This is a genomic window from Shewanella sp. SM71 (genome assembly GCF_025653905.1).
Taxonomy (GTDB): domain Bacteria; phylum Pseudomonadota; class Gammaproteobacteria; order Enterobacterales; family Shewanellaceae; genus Shewanella; species Shewanella oncorhynchi.
In genome coordinates this window covers 442,467-459,050 of sequence record NZ_JAKKRW010000001.1, presented here as the reverse complement: position 1 = coordinate 459,050, position 16,584 = coordinate 442,467, and the positions used below count along the sequence as shown (strand labels likewise).

General features: G+C 44.8%; 19 protein-coding genes. 8 read left to right on the top strand and 11 right to left on the bottom strand.

Annotation, left to right across the window (positions count from 1 at the left end; genetic code table 11):
- Positions 1-128: 128 nt before the first annotated feature.
- Entirely contained in the window at positions 129-1,610 is a 1,482-nt protein-coding gene (locus L5L97_RS01975) for a PTS transporter subunit EIIC (RefSeq protein WP_113938960.1), read from the bottom strand.
- Positions 1,562-2,026: a flavodoxin gene (locus tag L5L97_RS01970; protein ID WP_113938961.1), complete on the bottom strand. Its 465-nt coding sequence runs from the start codon at positions 2,024-2,026 to the stop codon at positions 1,562-1,564. The genes L5L97_RS01975 and L5L97_RS01970 overlap by 49 nt, the downstream gene beginning before the upstream one ends.
- 121 nt (positions 2,027-2,147) lie before the next feature.
- Here L5L97_RS01970 and L5L97_RS01965 point away from each other — a divergent pair, with 121 nt between their 5' ends.
- Positions 2,148-2,342 carry a hypothetical protein gene (locus L5L97_RS01965; protein WP_105249725.1) on the top strand — a complete coding sequence of 65 codons (195 nt, stop codon included), beginning with the start codon at positions 2,148-2,150 and terminating at the stop codon, positions 2,340-2,342.
- A gap of 121 nt (positions 2,343-2,463) precedes the next feature.
- On the opposite strand, the gene truC is transcribed toward L5L97_RS01965, so the two are convergent.
- Both truC and L5L97_RS01955 read right to left on the bottom strand, forming a co-directional pair.
- On the bottom strand, positions 2,464-3,309 hold the full coding sequence (gene truC / locus L5L97_RS01960) for a tRNA pseudouridine(65) synthase TruC (protein ID WP_263180968.1): 846 nt from the start codon (positions 3,307-3,309) through the stop codon (positions 2,464-2,466).
- Positions 3,296-3,616 (bottom strand): YqcC family protein, encoded by a 321-nt coding sequence (locus tag L5L97_RS01955; protein ID WP_263180967.1) that lies wholly within the window; start codon positions 3,614-3,616, stop codon positions 3,296-3,298. Before L5L97_RS01955 ends, truC begins: the two co-directional genes overlap by 14 nt.
- Positions 3,617-3,778: 162 nt before the next feature.
- Here L5L97_RS01955 and L5L97_RS01950 point away from each other — a divergent pair, with 162 nt between their 5' ends.
- Both L5L97_RS01950 and L5L97_RS01945 read left to right on the top strand, forming a co-directional pair.
- Positions 3,779-4,792: a DUF3549 family protein gene (locus tag L5L97_RS01950; protein WP_263180965.1), complete on the top strand. Its 1,014-nt coding sequence runs from the start codon at positions 3,779-3,781 to the stop codon at positions 4,790-4,792.
- Positions 4,789-5,175 carry a DUF3301 domain-containing protein gene (locus L5L97_RS01945; RefSeq protein ID WP_105249728.1) on the top strand — a complete coding sequence of 129 codons (387 nt, stop codon included), beginning with the start codon at positions 4,789-4,791 and terminating at the stop codon, positions 5,173-5,175. Before L5L97_RS01950 ends, L5L97_RS01945 begins: the two co-directional genes overlap by 4 nt.
- Positions 5,176-6,927: 1,752 nt before the next feature.
- On the opposite strand, the gene L5L97_RS01940 is transcribed toward L5L97_RS01945, so the two are convergent.
- The gene (locus L5L97_RS01940; RefSeq protein WP_263180964.1) at positions 6,928-7,233 is read right to left on the bottom strand and encodes a DUF962 domain-containing protein; all 306 of its coding nucleotides are present in this window, start codon (positions 7,231-7,233) and stop codon (positions 6,928-6,930) included.
- Positions 7,226-7,864 (bottom strand): GNAT family N-acetyltransferase, encoded by a 639-nt coding sequence (locus L5L97_RS01935; RefSeq protein ID WP_131523813.1) that lies wholly within the window; start codon positions 7,862-7,864, stop codon positions 7,226-7,228. The genes L5L97_RS01940 and L5L97_RS01935 overlap by 8 nt, the downstream gene beginning before the upstream one ends.
- Positions 7,865-8,014: 150 nt before the next feature.
- Between L5L97_RS01935 and L5L97_RS01930 the strand changes: the two genes are divergently transcribed.
- Entirely contained in the window at positions 8,015-8,248 is a 234-nt protein-coding gene (locus tag L5L97_RS01930) for a DUF2789 domain-containing protein (RefSeq protein WP_028760620.1), read from the top strand.
- A gap of 11 nt (positions 8,249-8,259) precedes the next feature.
- Here the strand turns inward: L5L97_RS01930 and L5L97_RS01925 are convergent, their stop codons facing one another.
- Positions 8,260-8,667 (bottom strand): DUF3192 domain-containing protein, encoded by a 408-nt coding sequence (locus tag L5L97_RS01925; protein ID WP_028760621.1) that lies wholly within the window; start codon positions 8,665-8,667, stop codon positions 8,260-8,262.
- A gap of 164 nt (positions 8,668-8,831) precedes the next feature.
- On the opposite strand from L5L97_RS01925, the gene L5L97_RS01920 reads away from it, so the two are divergent.
- Both L5L97_RS01920 and L5L97_RS01915 read left to right on the top strand, forming a co-directional pair.
- A complete protein-coding gene (locus L5L97_RS01920) occupies positions 8,832-9,215 on the top strand; it encodes a hypothetical protein (RefSeq protein ID WP_131523814.1) in 384 nt (127 codons plus the stop codon).
- Positions 9,215-9,988 (top strand): Zn-ribbon-containing protein, encoded by a 774-nt coding sequence (locus tag L5L97_RS01915; protein WP_105249732.1) that lies wholly within the window; start codon positions 9,215-9,217, stop codon positions 9,986-9,988. The genes L5L97_RS01920 and L5L97_RS01915 overlap by 1 nt, the downstream gene beginning before the upstream one ends.
- Before the next feature lie 95 nt (positions 9,989-10,083).
- Here the strand turns inward: L5L97_RS01915 and syd are convergent, their stop codons facing one another.
- Complete coding sequence (gene syd / locus L5L97_RS01910) at positions 10,084-10,734, bottom strand: SecY-interacting protein (protein WP_028760624.1); 651 nt, start codon at positions 10,732-10,734, stop codon at positions 10,084-10,086.
- Positions 10,735-10,793: 59 nt separating this feature from the next.
- On the opposite strand from syd, the gene queF reads away from it, so the two are divergent.
- The gene (gene queF / locus L5L97_RS01905) at positions 10,794-11,651 is read left to right on the top strand and encodes an NADPH-dependent 7-cyano-7-deazaguanine reductase QueF (protein WP_263180963.1); all 858 of its coding nucleotides are present in this window, start codon (positions 10,794-10,796) and stop codon (positions 11,649-11,651) included.
- 82 nt (positions 11,652-11,733) lie between these two features.
- Here the strand turns inward: queF and L5L97_RS01900 are convergent, their stop codons facing one another.
- Positions 11,734-12,675: a LysR family transcriptional regulator gene (locus tag L5L97_RS01900; protein WP_263180962.1), complete on the bottom strand. Its 942-nt coding sequence runs from the start codon at positions 12,673-12,675 to the stop codon at positions 11,734-11,736.
- Between the two features lie 123 nt (positions 12,676-12,798).
- On the opposite strand from L5L97_RS01900, the gene L5L97_RS01895 reads away from it, so the two are divergent.
- A complete protein-coding gene (locus tag L5L97_RS01895; protein ID WP_263180961.1) occupies positions 12,799-14,787 on the top strand; it encodes an alkyl/aryl-sulfatase in 1,989 nt (662 codons plus the stop codon).
- 173 nt (positions 14,788-14,960) lie between these two features.
- Here the strand turns inward: L5L97_RS01895 and L5L97_RS01890 are convergent, their stop codons facing one another.
- On the bottom strand, positions 14,961-15,506 hold the full coding sequence (locus tag L5L97_RS01890) for a hypothetical protein (protein WP_105249737.1): 546 nt from the start codon (positions 15,504-15,506) through the stop codon (positions 14,961-14,963).
- Positions 15,507-15,594: 88 nt separating this feature from the next.
- Positions 15,595-16,464, bottom strand: a complete 870-nt coding sequence (locus L5L97_RS01885; protein WP_317629518.1) for a 4'-phosphopantetheinyl transferase family protein — start codon at positions 16,462-16,464, stop codon at positions 15,595-15,597.
- Positions 16,465-16,584 lie beyond the last annotated feature (120 nt).

Sequence of the window (16,584 nt, the reverse complement as noted above, 5' to 3'; positions counted from 1 at the left end):
CGAGTTTGCCATAGCAAATCATGCTGAACAGTATGAAAACCCTATAATGCGAAAATAAAAATGATATTTCAGAGGCTTGAATCAATAAAATGTAAAAATTAAGCAGTTAATTTTGTAAAAACACAATCCTAGCGGCGAGTATCTAAGTAACGCTGCAATACTTTACGCAAGGTTTCGGCCTTAGTGCCGTAAACCACCTGCACACCTTTGCCCATAACGATCACGCCCTTAGCGCCCAACTGACTCAAACGCACCTTATTGACTAACTCGGGCTTGTGTACGCTCAAGCGTAACCGTGTCAAACAAGCATTAAGTTCAACGATATTTTCACGCCCGCCGAGCGCCGCAATAATCGCCCGTAAACTTTCTTTGGGTCCTTTACTGTCGTTATGCTCAAGCCTACCGGGAGTTTTCAAATTAAAGGCTAAAATACTCAGTCTAAACAACAGGTAATATATTATGGCGGTTAAAGGCCCAAGGAAAATAAACCAGCTGGCATTACGGGACAATGGAAATAGCAGCGTAAAGTCCACCAGCCCTTGGGAGAATACTATGCTGTGGTGAATATCCAGCATAATACAGACAAAATAAGCGAGCCCAGTGAGTAAGGCGTGAATAATAAATAGAATCGGCGCCACAAACATAAAAGCAAATTCGATAGGTTCAGTCACCCCAGTTAACCAACTTGCCGCCCCCGCCGAGAGCATAATACCCGCCACGCGATTCCGCTCTGAGGGATCAGCACAGCGCCACATTGCCAGTGCAGCCGCCGGTAATCCCCACATTTTAATCAGATAACCACCGGCAAGGTTTCCCGCCTGCGGATCGCCCGCTAAATAGCGCGCCACCTCACCACGAACGACTTCATGCCCCAATAACTGATATTGGCCCACCTCTAAGTAAAAAGGCGCATTCCAAATATGATGTAAGCCAAGGGGAATAAGTAACCGCTCTAATGCGCCATACACGCCAAAAGCAATGGCTGGTTTTTGATAAACCGCCCAGTCGGATACGCGCTCAATCAATAAAGCTAAGGGTGGCCACACATGGGCGAGTACATAACCTAGGCTCATCGCTAGGGGAATAATAAGTAAAGATGCACTGCGACGTCCCTCGAAGAAAGAGAAAATCGCAGGCAAGCGAATATATTGACTCCAACGGACTGCGAGGCAAGTAATACCACCAAGCATCATACCACCTGCAATTCCAGTATCTAAGGTATCCATTCCTAATAAAGGTTGGGTTGGAAGTCGATACAAATCGGCCAGTGCGGCTAACGTCGCTGTCATCACCCCATAACCAAACACTGCCGAAAAGGCGGCAATACCTTGATCGCGACAAAAACCAATAGCAACAGCCACGGCAAATAACATCGGCATAATGGCGAAAATGAGTTTGCCTACCGCCAGCATCAGCACTGTCAGCTCTTCGGGCATAAAAGGAATCGGACTAACAGTTAAGCCGAGCATAACCCCAGCTGCGGGTAAAATGGCAATAGGAATAAGCAGCGCTTGGCTTAAGCGCTGGGCAAATTTAAACCACTGTAGATTGACGAAACTACCTAAGCGACGAGCTCGGTTTTGACGACTTGATTCCAGCGTTCTAGCCATTTTATCGCTTCAACCTCAGGTTCCATGGTTTCACAGGCATCAATTTCGAGTAATTCCACCAGCGGCTTAGCGCCAAGTTCACTCAAGAGTGCATCTACAGACTTACCTGCACCGCAGAAAGTCTCATAACTTGAATCACCTAGAGCTATCACACTGTATCTAAGCTCAGGTAAGTAGGGTGCTAGATGTTTAAGATTATGGTACCAAGACTGAATATCATCGGGTAAGTCCCCTTGTCCGGTCGTCGAAGTCACCACCACTAACAATTCATCCTGAGGAGGAATAAAGCTTGCTACCTCATTAGGTTGCCACAATGTGACATCATAACCTAAAACTTGCATTTCTTTCTCTAGGGTTTCAGCGGCAAATTGTGCACTACCATATACAGTGCCAAACACCAGATTCACCTTTTTCATGATACACTCCACATCGCGTTGCAAACCTTATTAGGCTGACCTTACTTTATTGTTCAGCGTATGAGCAAGCTAAGGCGCAAATTTTTTATAAATCAAGCCATTGAGCGTGAGAAAATATCTAATGCGACAGTCCACCCGCCAAAAACACCTCAAGCAGCACCACAAAACAACCCATATTCGGCGTAAAAACTATTTCCACTCCGCCCAGCAAAATCTCATATCGCCACTTGCACTCACGTCTGGATTCTCAACCTTAGCCGTCATGATGCAAGAGCTGCGGCCACAAACAGCACAAACGCCACAACTCCTCGATTAAGCAATCCACCTCGTTTTAAATTCGATGACTTTAGTTTCAATAACAAAGCAAAGTGAATGCACTTAATTTTATTCACGCGGCTAAGTTGATATCACCATATCAAGCATTGGCTGCTTGCTGTTCACGCCTCTTGGGCGATGAATAACTCAGCTTGCTGACTCAAGGTCGCCTCATCCCAACCTAGCTCGGCAAACACGGTTTCCCACTCAGGCTCGAGCTCGGTTTCTATGCTGAGCCGAGTTTGAGTTATAGGGTGTGTAATGGTGAGTTTTTTTGCGATAAGCCACAGGCGATTAATACCGAAATGCTCACGAAAAAATGCATTTTGCTTACCATCGCCATGGGTGGTATCACCGACGATGGGGTGGCGTAAATGCGCCATGTGTCTTCTGAGCTGATGCTTACGCCCCGTTTTAGGACTCAAGCGTACCAGTGCGAAACGGCTAGTGGGATATCGGCCTGACTGATACGGAATTTCAGTATTGAGTAACGGCTCATAAGCCGTCACAGCCTCCTGCGCCGCTTTATTGGGATCGGCATTCTTATCGCCTAATTCATCCAACTCAACCTTAAGCGCATAATCTAAAATACCGCTCTCATGCATATTACCGCGCACTAAAGCCAAATATTGTTTTTCAATCGTATGGGAAGCAAATTGCTCACACAGAGCATTGGCCACTTCACTACTCTTGGCAAACAAGAGCACGCCGGATGTCGGCCTGTCGAGACGATGTACAGGAAACACATGGCAGCCCACTAAGTCACGGGTCAGCTGCATAGCAAAAAATCGCTCCCGACGCGCTAAATAACTGCGGTGGACCAATAAGCCTGCGGGTTTATGAATTGCCACTAAGTGCTCATCTTCATAAAGAATTTCAATCTCAGGCGCCTGCTCTTCTGAATCATCCTCTTGGGATACATTCACTGCATTTTCAGGCGTTTCAAGCCAGATATCATCTTGATTCATTTAACAACATATCCAATTCATTCAATAGGCTAATTAAAGTTTGGCGCGGGGGCATATCCAGCCAAACATGTTCAGCCATAGGGGCAATCGCAATTTGAGTCGGCAATGGCGCCCCCGTTTCGATTAAAGTCTGCATTCTAGGCAGCAAAATAAACTGCAGCCACTGCTCAAGGGGCATAAGATCACAGGCAAAAGGTGCTGTGCTTGCCATTGCAGCGGGAGAAGGCGCTTGCTCAGACCACAACTCGGCCGCTTGCAGCGCGTGGGTAATCTGAGCCAATTTAGCTTGGGTTTGACTGTATAACATAGCTTTCAGATCCATTCTCATGTTAGCCATTGTGATTGAGGAACTCCCCACAATTCACTGGCCGAATAGGTCGATTAAAGTGCCGCAATCATACCATCCAGACGCACTTCCCCCTATAATGGCGCCAATTTATTGAGCCTCTTTGATTGATATGGCAGCCAAATGACTGAAATTACAACTTTAAGCCAGTTTTTAACCACAGCCAAAACCCAGTTCCAAGTGTATGATCTTGGCCGTAGGGTGCAACATATTGATATGCTCGCGTTTCACCAAATCGAATCTCTGTCAGCCCCTTATCCTTATCCCATTCAAGGGCATGCACAATTTGCTATTGTCTTTTGGGATGCTAGCCAGCAGCACTTTATTTGGTTTCTAAAACTGGCGTTAGATGAGCAAGGATTACTGTCGCCCGCGCCTCGCTCACAATTTATCGAAATGATATTAGCGGCACTAGGGCAAGATCCCACTCAGCCGCTCAGTGATGAGCAGCAAGAACAACTCGCGAATAATCCGTTTAATTTCAAGCCAAGCCAAGAAAAACTGGCCGTATTTAACGCACTCGTTCGTAAACAACTTGGCCAACGCGCTTCATCACAATACGAGTTTGCCGTGCAATATCTGTCAGGCCAAGTTGCCCCATCACAATGGCAACATATTGGAATGCAAGGCATAGCTGATGTGTGTGTACGTGCAAAAGAATTTGATCATGAGCAGCACTTGGTATCGAGTTTTGATACAGCCGCCATTGAAGTGCAAATCGCCCTATGCCAATGTCTTGAACACTTACTGATTAGCGACACACTCGCCGATAAGATTCTCGCGAAACTTCAAGACGCAGCGCCAGAACACCAAGCCTATTTCCTTCGCGCTTTGGCTTCTAGCGCCAAACACAGCCAAAAAGCGTTTGCGCATCTACACGGCCAATCCTCTTTAGATACCAATGCCCTCATCAGCATTGCCGGACGTAACTGGTCGGTATTAAAACAAGATTCAAGTCGCAGTCTTTACTTAGAAGCTTTAGCACTGCAGCCCCAAGCCTTTTTTAATCAGGTCTTTGCTGATATTGTGGCTATTCCTAGTTTGCGCAATCAACTACTAGGCGAATTAAGAAATCCCAATCGAAGTGTTCAACTATCACAAGCCATAGGTGGTTTGTTTAAGGCAGCTAGCAAATGATGTCAGATTTACTGTTAATTATTGGCCTCGTCGTGATTGCCGCATTCTTTTGGCAACTACGCCAAATGGCAGAGTTGAGCCGTATTTTTGCCGAAAAAGAATGTTGGCGACAAAAAGTTCAACTGTTAGCCATTGCCATGGAAACTGCCCGCCCTAGCATTGGCGGCACGACGGGGATCTGCTGGAAGGCGAAATATTTATTTGAATTCAGCACCGACGGCATTAACCAATACCGTGGCCATATTTGGATGCAAGGCAAGAAAATTCAAAAGATTGAATGGCCTATCTTCCCTGAGCCTGAATGGCATGAAGCCCCAACGTCACAGGGTAAGTTTGGCGGGTGTGGTACGCAAAGTGGTTGTAACTCAGGCAAATGCCATTAAGCTTTTATCGACAATGTTGGCTCAAATAAAATGTGAGCCAACATAGAGAGCAAGACATCATTCTTTTTTATCGTAAATACGGCTAAAAAATAACTCACTGTCAAAGTTAAAAAAGAAAGGGCGCGGCCCTAAAGCCACGCCCTCCTATTCTCTGTTAAGCTATCCCGCTATTTTTGTGCTCCCTGCACCATCCATGCGTCAATCTGCGTCCTGCTTCATCCCTGCTCAATCCTTGAGGTCCCTTGTACTCATGTACTTCCCTATCTCTTGGTCATCCAGTCCCAAGCTTGCTCTTTCCTGAGCGGTTCCATCATCATCCATGAATTGCATCCATTCAATTGCACTCCCTGTGCCATTGCCATCCTATGCAATGAGTCTATCAATCCTTGATAGTCTCCCTTCCTTGGTATTGGCTCTCTTTCATCCTGAAAGGCCTATATCCCTATCTTTCCTTAAGTCACATTCCTTAGTCACTGTTCGATCATCCTGATCGCCAACATCCTGTTGCCCGCAATTCCTTCTACAAGATGAATTCTACGCCAACCAACGAAAGTACTCATTGTGGATTATTTAAAATGTTAACGAAGATGGTGAGTTCAACTGATAAAAAATAGACTAAATTACTGATATAAATAAAAATAATAACCAGCCACAAGACATAACCACCCTTTGAACTTACAAATTACTTACATACTTGTGAGAGATCTCTTACACGGAGGATGGCAATTCGAATCAAAAGTAAGCAAAGCGCTAGATGTTCTCCCCTGAAGGACTTATGCATAAACAGCTATCACTCAAAATTCGACAAGCATTCGGCGCATGACCAAAACACGTCAACACAGAGTAAATCATTGGGCAATAAGAGAAGTAAGACTGGTAAACATGCTTTACGGCGAGAAGTCTTTAAGCAGCGTTAAGATAAAGTCTGTGCGAATAGCGTTATAGCGTGAATAGCGTTATAGCTTGGCAAAGCCAGATTAATGCTGAAAATGAACCAAAGAAAAGGGCGCAACTAAAGTGCGCCCCATTTATCCTTTGTAAGCCGTCCTGCTCGATTTGTGCTCCCTGCACCATCCATGCGTCTGCTTGCGTCCTGCGTCGTCCCTGTAATCCCTTTTCGTCCCTGTGTATCAAACTTACGTGAGATAACACTCAGTCCCTTGACCTGTAAATCCTTTTTACAGAGCCTGTCACTTCCTATGACGTATTCCTATTGCATCCTGCAAAATTTATTTTCCATAGATTAGTACAAGCTGTTCACCCTTATACTTTATCCTTATCTCGACACATCCTGTTTCGAGTTCATGCTTAATCCTTAAGCGTGTCCTGTATTCTTCCTGAAATTCATCATCCTGACGATACAACTCACTGTCCCTAATCATCCTTGAAAAGCAATCCTGCTTTTCCTTAGCCTATCCGAGGCGAATGACAGTTTTCCTACCGTCAGCGATTTCAACCTTGAAATCTTAATTCGTTGCTTCTTGCGTCCCTTTGGCCTGTTTCGCTTTCCTTGCTATCCATTTGCTTTGGCCATGAGTGAATTCTACGTTAACCCTAACTTTTTTGTTCGGCTCAAAGAACGGACTACAAAATTAATTACGGACCAACCAAAGGAAAATAAATACAACCCAATGATTCTATTTAAAATTAAATATCGCAGAACAAAAAACAATCAAAAAGAAAACATTATGTCCTACAACGTTTGTAAGCGATCTCTCACACGGGCATGGGCATCTCACTCTGGCAATTTTTTTAACGTTTAAAAAAGCGGCAGATCATCTGCGCAAACATCACCCAATCTGCCATCAAACTGTAAAAAGGATACTGAAATGTCGCGGGTCGATTCTTCTCAAATACGAAGTGTCCCACCCACGCAAAACCATAACCAACAATAGGAATGAACCAACATAGCCACCAGGCTTGTGAAACCAAGGCAATGCCAATCAGCAGCAGAACTAAACAACTGCCAACAAAGTGTAATTGCCGACAAATCGGGTGCTGGTGTTGGGATAAATAGAAAGGATAAAAATCGGCGAAACGTTTATAAGAGTTAGTCATCTTGTTGAACCGAATAGAATAAAAGTTGGCCATGAATACTGCCAATACTCAGCTCGCCTATGGATACAAAGTCATGCTGAGTAAACAGTTGCAAGTGGTTCTCCTGAGCGATAAACACACCAATGCCATCCAAATCAGGCTGCTCATCACACCAACTCACCACAGCTTGTACTAACTTATGTCCAAGTCCTTTGTGCTGTTCATTTGGTGCAAGAGCAATAAACTGCAAAATACCGCAGTGCTTACTGGGTAAAAGTTCAATAATACTGGACTCTTTGTTCATTAGCGCTTGAGTCGATTGCCAACCTGTACCTAACAACATCTTTAAGCGCCAATGCCAATAACGCCCTTCCCCTAAAGGCACTTCTTGAGTAACTACACAGGCTAACCCAAAGAGTCTTTCATGGTCGAATAAACCAATGAGGGCTTGTTTTTGTTGCCATAACGTATTTAGTTCTTCCCTGATTGCGGCGCGCAATTTTTGCTCATAAGCGGCTTTGTCTGAGGTAAAGAGTGAATCGACAAAAAAAGGATCATCATGGTAAGCGTTATAGAGAATAGAAGCGGCAATGCGTAAGTCTTCCGCGGTCAAATAGACTGCGCGGCAGTCCTCCAGAATTTCATTGTCCATCGTTAGCATTCCTTGACTTAGCTCACACTTTTTTATGCGTAACTGTTAATCTACCAAGGAAACTAAAAAGTGCAAATTTTAATCATAGATTGCATTTTTCAATCAGGCGCTTACTCTAAACGAAGGCACTATACTGAAAAGGAAATAATGATGGATACAACTCCAGTAGACTTAAGCCACTTGTTTGAGCAACTCGGTTTAGACAGTAGCGACGAGGCCATAGCGCAGTTTATTGCAACCCATGATATCGACCATCACATCCATTTAAGCCAAGCGCCCTTTTGGACCCCAGCCCAAAAGAGCTTTATCATTGAAGGTTTAGAAGCCGATGCCCTCTGGACTGAGCCCATTGAGCAATTAGACACTCAGCTACGTAAACGATAAGACTCGTTGGTTCAGATTTTACCGTAAGCCGTTTCACCCCAACCCACTAAGGCATTGTTGCTCAGCACGATAGGCGTGCATTCATCCTTAGTGGTTTTTCCATCGCCATTATTACGCTGGGTACGATAAAACAACACTAAGACTTCTTTATTGGCTTCACCTTGTTGAGCACTTTGTTGAATATAGGCTTCACTAAAATCAGCGGTGCCCATTAAGATCATCACTTGGTCTTTAGGCATACCTAAGCTCAGCTTGGTTAAGTTAGTGCGATTTTTATCCTGCACTTTCTCCCAAGATTCGCTGCTATCCCAGCCCGATTCTCCATCACCGACATTGACCACGCAGCCGCTAAGACCTAAGCTTGCGAGCCCTAAAAAAGTGATGGCGATAAGTTTGTTATTCAATTTATGGTTCATCATGTGACATCCTGTGTAATTATTATTGAAGCTTAAAAAATGGTATTTCGGCTGGACAATAAGCAAAATAAATGCCACAAGACAACACACTGTTTTTAAATGAAAAATTTAATTATTATTTTAAAATTGGTTTAAACAATTCAACAAATTAAGGAATTTTGCTAATTATGAGTCCCCTTGACCAAGTATTAGCGGCCGCACGTTCGCTCGAAGCCTGCGGTAAAGTACCGAGCCTTGCCTTAATTAAAACCCGTTTAGGTAGTAGCCTACCTTTACCTATATTGATCCAAGGCTTACAGCAATTTAAATCTATGCCTAAGGCGGATCGCGAGCGTTTAGCTGAGTTGCAAACTATCAGCCCTACAACTGACACTCCCGCAACTAACGATACCTTAACCCTTGCAGTGCTCGCCGAGCGCCTGCAGATGCAACAGGCGTATTTTGAACGTCATGCTGAGCAGCAAAAAACAGAAATAATGCAATTAAAAAACGAACTGCTTGAACTTAAACAACGCATCAACTTATTAGAAATCCAAGGAAAAACAGCTTAATGTTTGTCACTGAACTGCGCTTCGAATGCTTCGCCGACACCACGATATCTGCCGCCGAGAAGGCAATTAATCAGCTCCTTGAAGCCTATCGAGCTAATGGTCAAATCTTAGGGCGAGAATTTGCGGTCGCCTTTAATGACGGTGAGTTTAGAGTGCGTTTATTGATGCCAGAGAAAAGCAGTTTAGCGCACAAATATCACAGCCCTTGGGTCAAAAAAGCCTTAGTAGAATTAACCGACGCTAAACTACTCGCGCCGCGGGAAAAGTTTATTGGTCAGGATATCAATTCTGAAGTAAGTAATACCGAAACACCCAGCTGGCAACTGCTATACACCAGTTTTGTGCACATGTGCTCGCCCCTACGCAGCGGCGACAATTTATTGCCCATTCCCCTGTACCGTATACCCGCAACCTTTAATGGCGATCATAAACGTATTATCCGTTGGCAGAGCGAATGGCAAGCCTGCGACGAGCTGCAAATGGCGGCGGCCACTAAGGCAGAATTTGCCGCGCTAGAGGAATTATCGAGTCCTGACAGTGATTTATTTCGCAGAGGTTGGGATTTGCGCGGTCGTATCGAATATCTCACTCAGATCCCGACCTATTACTACTTATATCGCGTTGGCGGCCAAGATTTAGCCACAGAAAAAACGCGACCTTGCCCACGTTGTGGCAGTCATGATTGGAAACTCGATGAACCTTTATTGGATATGTTCCATTTTCGCTGCGAGCCTTGCCGCATAGTGTCGAATCTGTCTTGGGATCATCAATAACATCTGTTTATCCCCTTGCAAAACTCAACCTAAGATAAGCCACGCTTAGGTTGAGTTAATACTTAGGTTGAGAATAAAAATGTCGATCACAGAAGTTAACGTTTACCGAAAAGGTTTTGCCACATACGTTTAAAACTGGCGAAAATACCAGGATGTTCTAATGCGGGCATAGGTAGTTCTTCATGTTTAACGGGTGGTGCTATCCGTGGCGATAATGCTTCGATAAACGCAGTCAAACTCGAGGACAATTGCTCAGATTGCACTTCACCAGGGATTTCAATCCATACGCTACCATCACTGTTATTGATGGTGAGCATTTTATCTCCCTCATCTAACAGACCGATAAACCAAGTCGGTGACTGCTTCAGTTTTTTCTTCATCATCAGATGACCAATCAAGTTTTGTTGCAGGCAGTTAAAATCGTCATCATTCCAGACTTGCAGTAACTCCCCAGTGCCCCACTTAGAGTCAAATAATACTGGGGCGGAGAAATAATGACCGTAAAAATCATTGATCTCTGGCCATAAAGTTAACTCCAGTGCATGCTCTACATTGGCGAAACTGCCTTCAACTTTGCGTTTCACTGGCTGCCAAGAAACGGCCTGTTCAAGATCCGGTTGAAATTCGCCTTGAATACACACAGAAGGCTCACCCTGTGGGTAATAACGCGGTAGTTCACCTAAACTCGTTAAGTAAGCTTGATGATAGTTTTGCAAAAATTTATCGAGTGCGGGCAGACAAGACACTTAAGCACAATCCAATTTCAGGTATAATGTGCGCCTATTTTGACATGGAAACAGTATTGATGACACAGAATCACGATCCCTATAGTGATGCGCAAGCGCTTGTTGGCCTGACTTTAGGTAAAGCCACCGACTACCAAGCCGAGTATGATGCGTCGCTGCTGCAAGGGGTTCCACGCTCACTAAACCGTAATGCTATTGCACTCACTGGGACGTTACCGTTTCATGGTGCCGATATCTGGACGGGTTATGAGCTGTCTTGGTTAAATGCCAAAGGTAAGCCTATGGTGGCCATAGCTGAATTTCATTTAAGCTATGAAAGCCTGAATCTGATTGAGTCGAAATCGTTCAAACTGTATCTCAATAGCTTTAATCAAACCAAGTTTGATAACCTAGATTCACTGCAAAAAACCTTAGTGCAAGACTTAAGTCAGTGTGCTCAAGGTGATGTTAGCGTTAAGATTATCGAGCCAAAAAGCTTTGGTATTCAGCGTATTATTGAGTTACCAGGCACTTGTATTGACGATCTCGATATTGAAGTCAGCGATTATAGTTTTAATCCTGATTACTTAGTTAACAGTACAGACGATAAGCAAACGGTCGCGGAAACGCTTAATTCAAACCTGCTGAAATCCAACTGTTTGATCACTTCGCAACCCGATTGGGGCAGCGTGATGATCCGTTATCAAGGCCCTAAAATCGATCGCGAGAAACTGCTGCGCTATTTGATTTCTTTCCGCCAACATAACGAATTCCACGAGCAATGTGTCGAGCGAATTTTCGTCGATTTAAAACGTTTCTGTCATTGCACTAAATTGACGGTTTACGCCCGCTACACGCGTCGCGGTGGTTTAGATATCAACCCTTATCGCAGTGACTTCGAGCAACCTGGCGAAAGCCACAGACTCGCAAGACAGTAATGACCTTCTTAGGCTATTAGATTAACAATCTGAGATAGAAAATAAGGTTTAAAAACTGCAACAAAGCTCTGAATCGCTAGCCCTAGCTGCTCGCTATATTCAGAGCTTTTTTATTCACAGTGTTTGCACTCGCATTGAGCAATAAACGCCGTAGCCATTGATGGCTCGGGTTTTGGGTATATTTACTGCTCCACACCATATACAAATCAATTGGCCTTGTTTTCAGGGGCATAGGTAAAATCTGTAAGCCGAACATCTCAGCGTACTGACTGGCGTAACGCAAAGGCGCTATGCCTATCGCCTCACTTTTACCGACAGTTGCAAACATACTCAATAGAGATGATTGCTCACTGTACATTTTGCGCCTTGGTAACACGCCTTCGGTAAACAAATCCCCTGCAGTCAAATTAAAACGCCTTAGATTCAAAAAGACGTGTTTCTCCTCAAAATACTGTTCATGGCTAATGACACCTTGAATACGAGGATGCTGCCGACTGACGATACAAACTAAATTTTCGGTAAAGAGCAATTTGCTCGAGAGCAAACTTTGCTGCGCGAGCTTAATGTCTATGGCAACGGCGACCCGCTCAAGCAAAATATCGCGATATAGCTCATCCTCCTGCGGCGGCGACTCGCGGAAAATCACTTCAATATCAGCAGTCTGTAACAAAGCCTGCACGCCTGATTGCAGCGCTTCGATAACCGACTCATTAGCATATACATAAAAGCGCCGCTGGCTCGTGTTGGGATCAAAATGCTCAAACCCCAGTAATACGGTTTCAATATCCGCCATGGGCTGCTCAAATTTACGGTACATCTCCCTTGCCACCGATGTAGGCTCAATTCCCCGTCCAACCCGATTAAACAGCGACTCCCCGACCCAAGCCCTAAACCGGCTTATCGCATTACTCACGGAAGACTGAGTTAAATCTAACTCCTGTGCCGCTTGGGTGAATGAACGAGTACGGTAAACCACCATAAACACGCGTAATAAATTTAAATCTAATGGCTTTCGTGTCGGCATAAGGGAGTGCACTCATTCACTATATGAATATTACAACCCAAGCTAACTCGAGTTATCTAAATACACAAGCTGGCTATACTCAAACCATCAACGACACTATCCCACTTTTCGGTAGGTAAAATAATGCAAAAATCTTTGATGACAATGAGTATTATCGCAAGCTTCTCTTTAAGCGCCGTGGCCGCTGAACACGAGCATGAACATATCAGCCTGCACTATCAGGGAAAGCCTGCCACCGAGCAAACCATTGCGGTAAATAAAACCTCAGCAGCAAGCCTTAATTTTGCTGACAAAAAAGCCTTTGAAGAGTTTTCTAAAAATCTTATTGCTGAACTCGATGAACCAACAGCAGCCATTTTACGTGCCGATTTCAGCTTTATTGGCGACAAAACTCCAGACACAGTAAACCCTTCACTTTATCGCCAAGCTCAATTGAATATGGTGTCTAACGGCTTATACAAGGTCACAGATGGCATTTATCAAGTGCGTGGCACAGACTTATCGAACTTAACCCTTATCCGCGGTAAAACGGGTTGGATCCTTTATGACGTGCTGCTGACCAAAGAAGCGGCAAAATTATCCCTCGAGTTTGCGCTAAAACACTTGCCCGAGGGCAATAACTTACCCGTAGTCGCGATGATTTATTCCCACAGTCATGGAGATCATTTTGGCGGCTCCCGCGCCATCAAAGATATGTTCCCAAACGTCAAAGTCTATGGTTCCAATAACATCACCAAAGAAATTGTCGACGAAAATGTGCTTGCCGGTAATGCCATGAGCCGCCGCGCCGCCTATCAATACGGCGCAACATTAGAGCGAAACGATCAAGGCATTGTCGATGCCGCACTTGCTAAGGGATTATCCAAAGGCGAAGTGACCTACGTTAAACCCGATGTCACCTTAAATGCAAAAGACAAGTGGGAAACACTCACCATTGATGGCATCGACATGGTGTTTATGGATGCATCAGGCACAGAAGCCGCCTCGGAAATGGCCACCTATATTCCCTCAATGAAAGCATTGTGGACCGCAGAGCTCACCTACCACGGCATGCACAACATTTATACCTTACGCGGGGCAAAAGTTCGAGATGCGATAAAATGGTCTAAGGATATCAACGAATTACTGACCCATTTTGGTAATGATGCACAGGTTATATTCACTGCCCACTCAGCCCCCGTATTTGGCAATACTGATGTAAACCAATACTTAAGAATGCAAAGGGATAACTATGGCCTAGTGCATAATCAAACCCTGCGTTTAGCTAATAATGGCGTGGGTATTCAAGATATTGGCGATGCGATTCAAACCACTATCCCTAAGGCTGTGCGCGATACTTGGTACACCAATGGTTACCACGGTACCTACAGCCATAATGCCAAAGCCGTGTACAACATGTACCTTGGCTATTTCGATATGAATCCCGCCAACTTAAACCCACTACCGACAAAAGATGAAGCGACGAAATTTGTGGAGTATATGGGCGGTGCCAAAGCCGTAGTGAAACACGCCAAAGCCGACTATGCCCAAGGCGAGTACCGTTTTGTGGCCACCGCACTCAATAAAGTCGTGATGGTAGAACCTAATAACGAAGAGGCAAGACAATTACTTGCCGATACCTATGAGCAACTGGGTTATCAAGCCGAAGGTGCTGGCTGGCGCAACATTTACCTCACTGGCGCCCAAGAGTTACGCGTAAGCATTCAACCCGGCGCGCCTAAATCGGCCTCTGCAGATATTTTAGGAGAAATGGACATATCGACCCTATTTGACTTCCTCGCCGTAAAAGTCGATAGCCTCAAAGCTGCTGAACTTGGGCTAATCAGGCTTAATGTGATTAACCCCGACACCCAAGAAACGCTCTATGTTGAACTAAGTAACGGTAATTTAAGCAATATTAAGGTTGATAAACCGATGGAGGCCGATGCCAATCTTTATATTGATAAACGCTATATTACGGGGATTTTACTCGGAAAAGTCACACTTAAAGAGTTACTGGCTAAGGGTACTGCCAAGTTAGAGGGTGATAAAGATGCCTTCGGTAAGATAGCGTCGACCTTAGTAAAGTTCGATGAAAGCTTTGAAATCGTCCCACTACCAAGCGCGAAATAACCAAATAAACGCCCTGAATCTTCAGGGCGTTTTATGGAAAAATTACACTAGCACTAACCATTCTGACACTTGGCGAGTCGAGTTCTGTAAGCAAAAGAGTGAAGTACGGATAGCCATTTTCACGACATGTTCTCTCTCGCGCACTCCTTAAAGGCCAGATTAAAGTAAGATAATTAATTCGCAGACTCTGGCGTTGGGACTGAAGTTTTGCACTCAAGCAATAACTGCTGAAAATGCGCGCCTAAGTCTTGCTGGGCAAATTGCTCACTCGCGGTCACCATTTGCTTAAGGCTTTGTAAGGCTTGATCTAAACCTTGTTGCTCGATAAGACTTTTAGCATAGGCCGCCGCATCGGCGCCCTTTTGTAGCAAGCTCGCGACCTGATCAAAACTGATGTCTTGCTCCATTACTTTCTGTAAGTCCCCCAGCAGCTCTGCCACTTTAGCAGACTCCACCAGCGAGCCTTCAACATTGACTAACTTACCCAGCGGATCTTGGCTGAGTTTTTCAGCCACACAGGCCGAAACTGTGCCTGCTGCCGCGCTTTGAGCCACAACATCTAAGCCATTGGCACGAATTTGCTCAACCACTTGCTGCAACTGTGGATCTTGGGCTAACCAAGCCTGCTCCAATTGCTGCTTTTCATCGCCACCAAAATAACCACAACCAGATAGCAACACCATCATAGTGGCAGGTATTAGGCACTTAATCCGTTTCATTGTTAAACCTCATTTATTTCATTCAAATTCAAAATATTATGGGCGTGACTATACCCAGCAATGTTTAACCGAAGATGAATAAGACCAGTTAACCATAATCGGCAAGTAAGGCTTCTATGTTGCTCAGTTGCGCCGTTAGCATTATGGAAATCTCGGTGTTACCAGCATGCCCTAAACTCACGGCAAAACGGTACTCCTCGGTCAAACGCCCAAAATAGGTTTGCCAATACAATGAACTTGCATCAATGGTTTGCAGCGGAATATTAGGATAGACACTCAGCAAAGGCGCCACACCATAGAACAGCATCAACGCAGCATCTTGGTATCTAAGCTCAACCGATCCGGCCACCAATTGCTCGAATGGCTTTAGATCAAAGCCGAAGGATTTAAGCGACTGCGCTAAACCTAGGCCAGTCGCCTTGATATAAGATTCCTTTAACGCCCATAAATCGAAAAAGCGCTGCCGCTGACTCGCTTCATCGACAAGGGTCAACAAAGCCGCAGTTTCTTGGGCGGAAAAATAATGATTTAGGATTGGATAGATATCCGTCTTCGGCCGCGATCTTTCAATATCAACCCCAAATAACCCAGACTCAACACCATGAAACTGAGTCACACCAATCAATAACCAATCGCCGCTATGGCTTAAATTAAACTCAAGCCCCGTTTGCTGTTGCAATTTTGTCGTTAAACTCGGCTTACCCTTAGCGCCATATTCAAAACACCACTCGTGTGGCGATAAATCCGCATAGCGAGATAACACGGCCCGCAACGCTGCCCTGACCTGTAATCCCTTCATTTGCGCCTTGGGATCGCGATAACGCGCGACCTTGGCGAGTTCATCATCACTTAACCAAGACTGAGCGAGTGATGTTTGCGGCAATGAAATATCACTCAGTGGAATAAAAAATAGATCCACATTCACGCCGTTTTTGCTAGATGTTCTGGAGTCGGTCATTTGAGAGCCTTGCAGGACAAAGCCTTGCGGCTGATGGTTATCATTGTCTGGCTTTTTGGAGAGCACTTAGCAACATTCTTATCTGGGTTCATTTTTGTCTAGGTTCATCATTATCTGAGT

Bases quoted from the DNA above. Each gene is read 5' to 3' on its own strand.
- L5L97_RS01975 (WP_113938960.1), bottom strand. From the start codon at position 1,610: ATGGCTAGAACGCTGGAATCAAGTCGTCAAAACCGAGCTCGTCGCTTA.
- L5L97_RS01970 (WP_113938961.1), bottom strand. From the start codon at position 2,026: ATGAAAAAGGTGAATCTGGTGTTTGGCACTGTATATGGTAGTGCACAA.
- L5L97_RS01965 (WP_105249725.1), top strand. From the start codon at position 2,148: ATGCGACAGTCCACCCGCCAAAAACACCTCAAGCAGCACCACAAAACA.
- truC (WP_263180968.1), bottom strand. From the start codon at position 3,309: ATGAATCAAGATGATATCTGGCTTGAAACGCCTGAAAATGCAGTGAAT.
- L5L97_RS01955 (WP_263180967.1), bottom strand. From the start codon at position 3,616: ATGTTATACAGTCAAACCCAAGCTAAATTGGCTCAGATTACCCACGCG.
- L5L97_RS01950 (WP_263180965.1), top strand. From the start codon at position 3,779: ATGACTGAAATTACAACTTTAAGCCAGTTTTTAACCACAGCCAAAACC.
- L5L97_RS01945 (WP_105249728.1), top strand. From the start codon at position 4,789: ATGATGTCAGATTTACTGTTAATTATTGGCCTCGTCGTGATTGCCGCA.
- L5L97_RS01940 (WP_263180964.1), bottom strand. From the start codon at position 7,233: ATGACTAACTCTTATAAACGTTTCGCCGATTTTTATCCTTTCTATTTA.
- L5L97_RS01935 (WP_131523813.1), bottom strand. From the start codon at position 7,864: ATGGACAATGAAATTCTGGAGGACTGCCGCGCAGTCTATTTGACCGCG.
- L5L97_RS01930 (WP_028760620.1), top strand. From the start codon at position 8,015: ATGGATACAACTCCAGTAGACTTAAGCCACTTGTTTGAGCAACTCGGT.
- L5L97_RS01925 (WP_028760621.1), bottom strand. From the start codon at position 8,667: ATGATGAACCATAAATTGAATAACAAACTTATCGCCATCACTTTTTTA.
- L5L97_RS01920 (WP_131523814.1), top strand. From the start codon at position 8,832: ATGAGTCCCCTTGACCAAGTATTAGCGGCCGCACGTTCGCTCGAAGCC.
- L5L97_RS01915 (WP_105249732.1), top strand. From the start codon at position 9,215: ATGTTTGTCACTGAACTGCGCTTCGAATGCTTCGCCGACACCACGATA.
- queF (WP_263180963.1), top strand. From the start codon at position 10,794: ATGACACAGAATCACGATCCCTATAGTGATGCGCAAGCGCTTGTTGGC.
- L5L97_RS01900 (WP_263180962.1), bottom strand. From the start codon at position 12,675: ATGCCGACACGAAAGCCATTAGATTTAAATTTATTACGCGTGTTTATG.
- L5L97_RS01895 (WP_263180961.1), top strand. From the start codon at position 12,799: ATGCAAAAATCTTTGATGACAATGAGTATTATCGCAAGCTTCTCTTTA.
- L5L97_RS01890 (WP_105249737.1), bottom strand. From the start codon at position 15,506: ATGAAACGGATTAAGTGCCTAATACCTGCCACTATGATGGTGTTGCTA.
- L5L97_RS01885 (WP_317629518.1), bottom strand. From the start codon at position 16,464: ATGACCGACTCCAGAACATCTAGCAAAAACGGCGTGAATGTGGATCTA.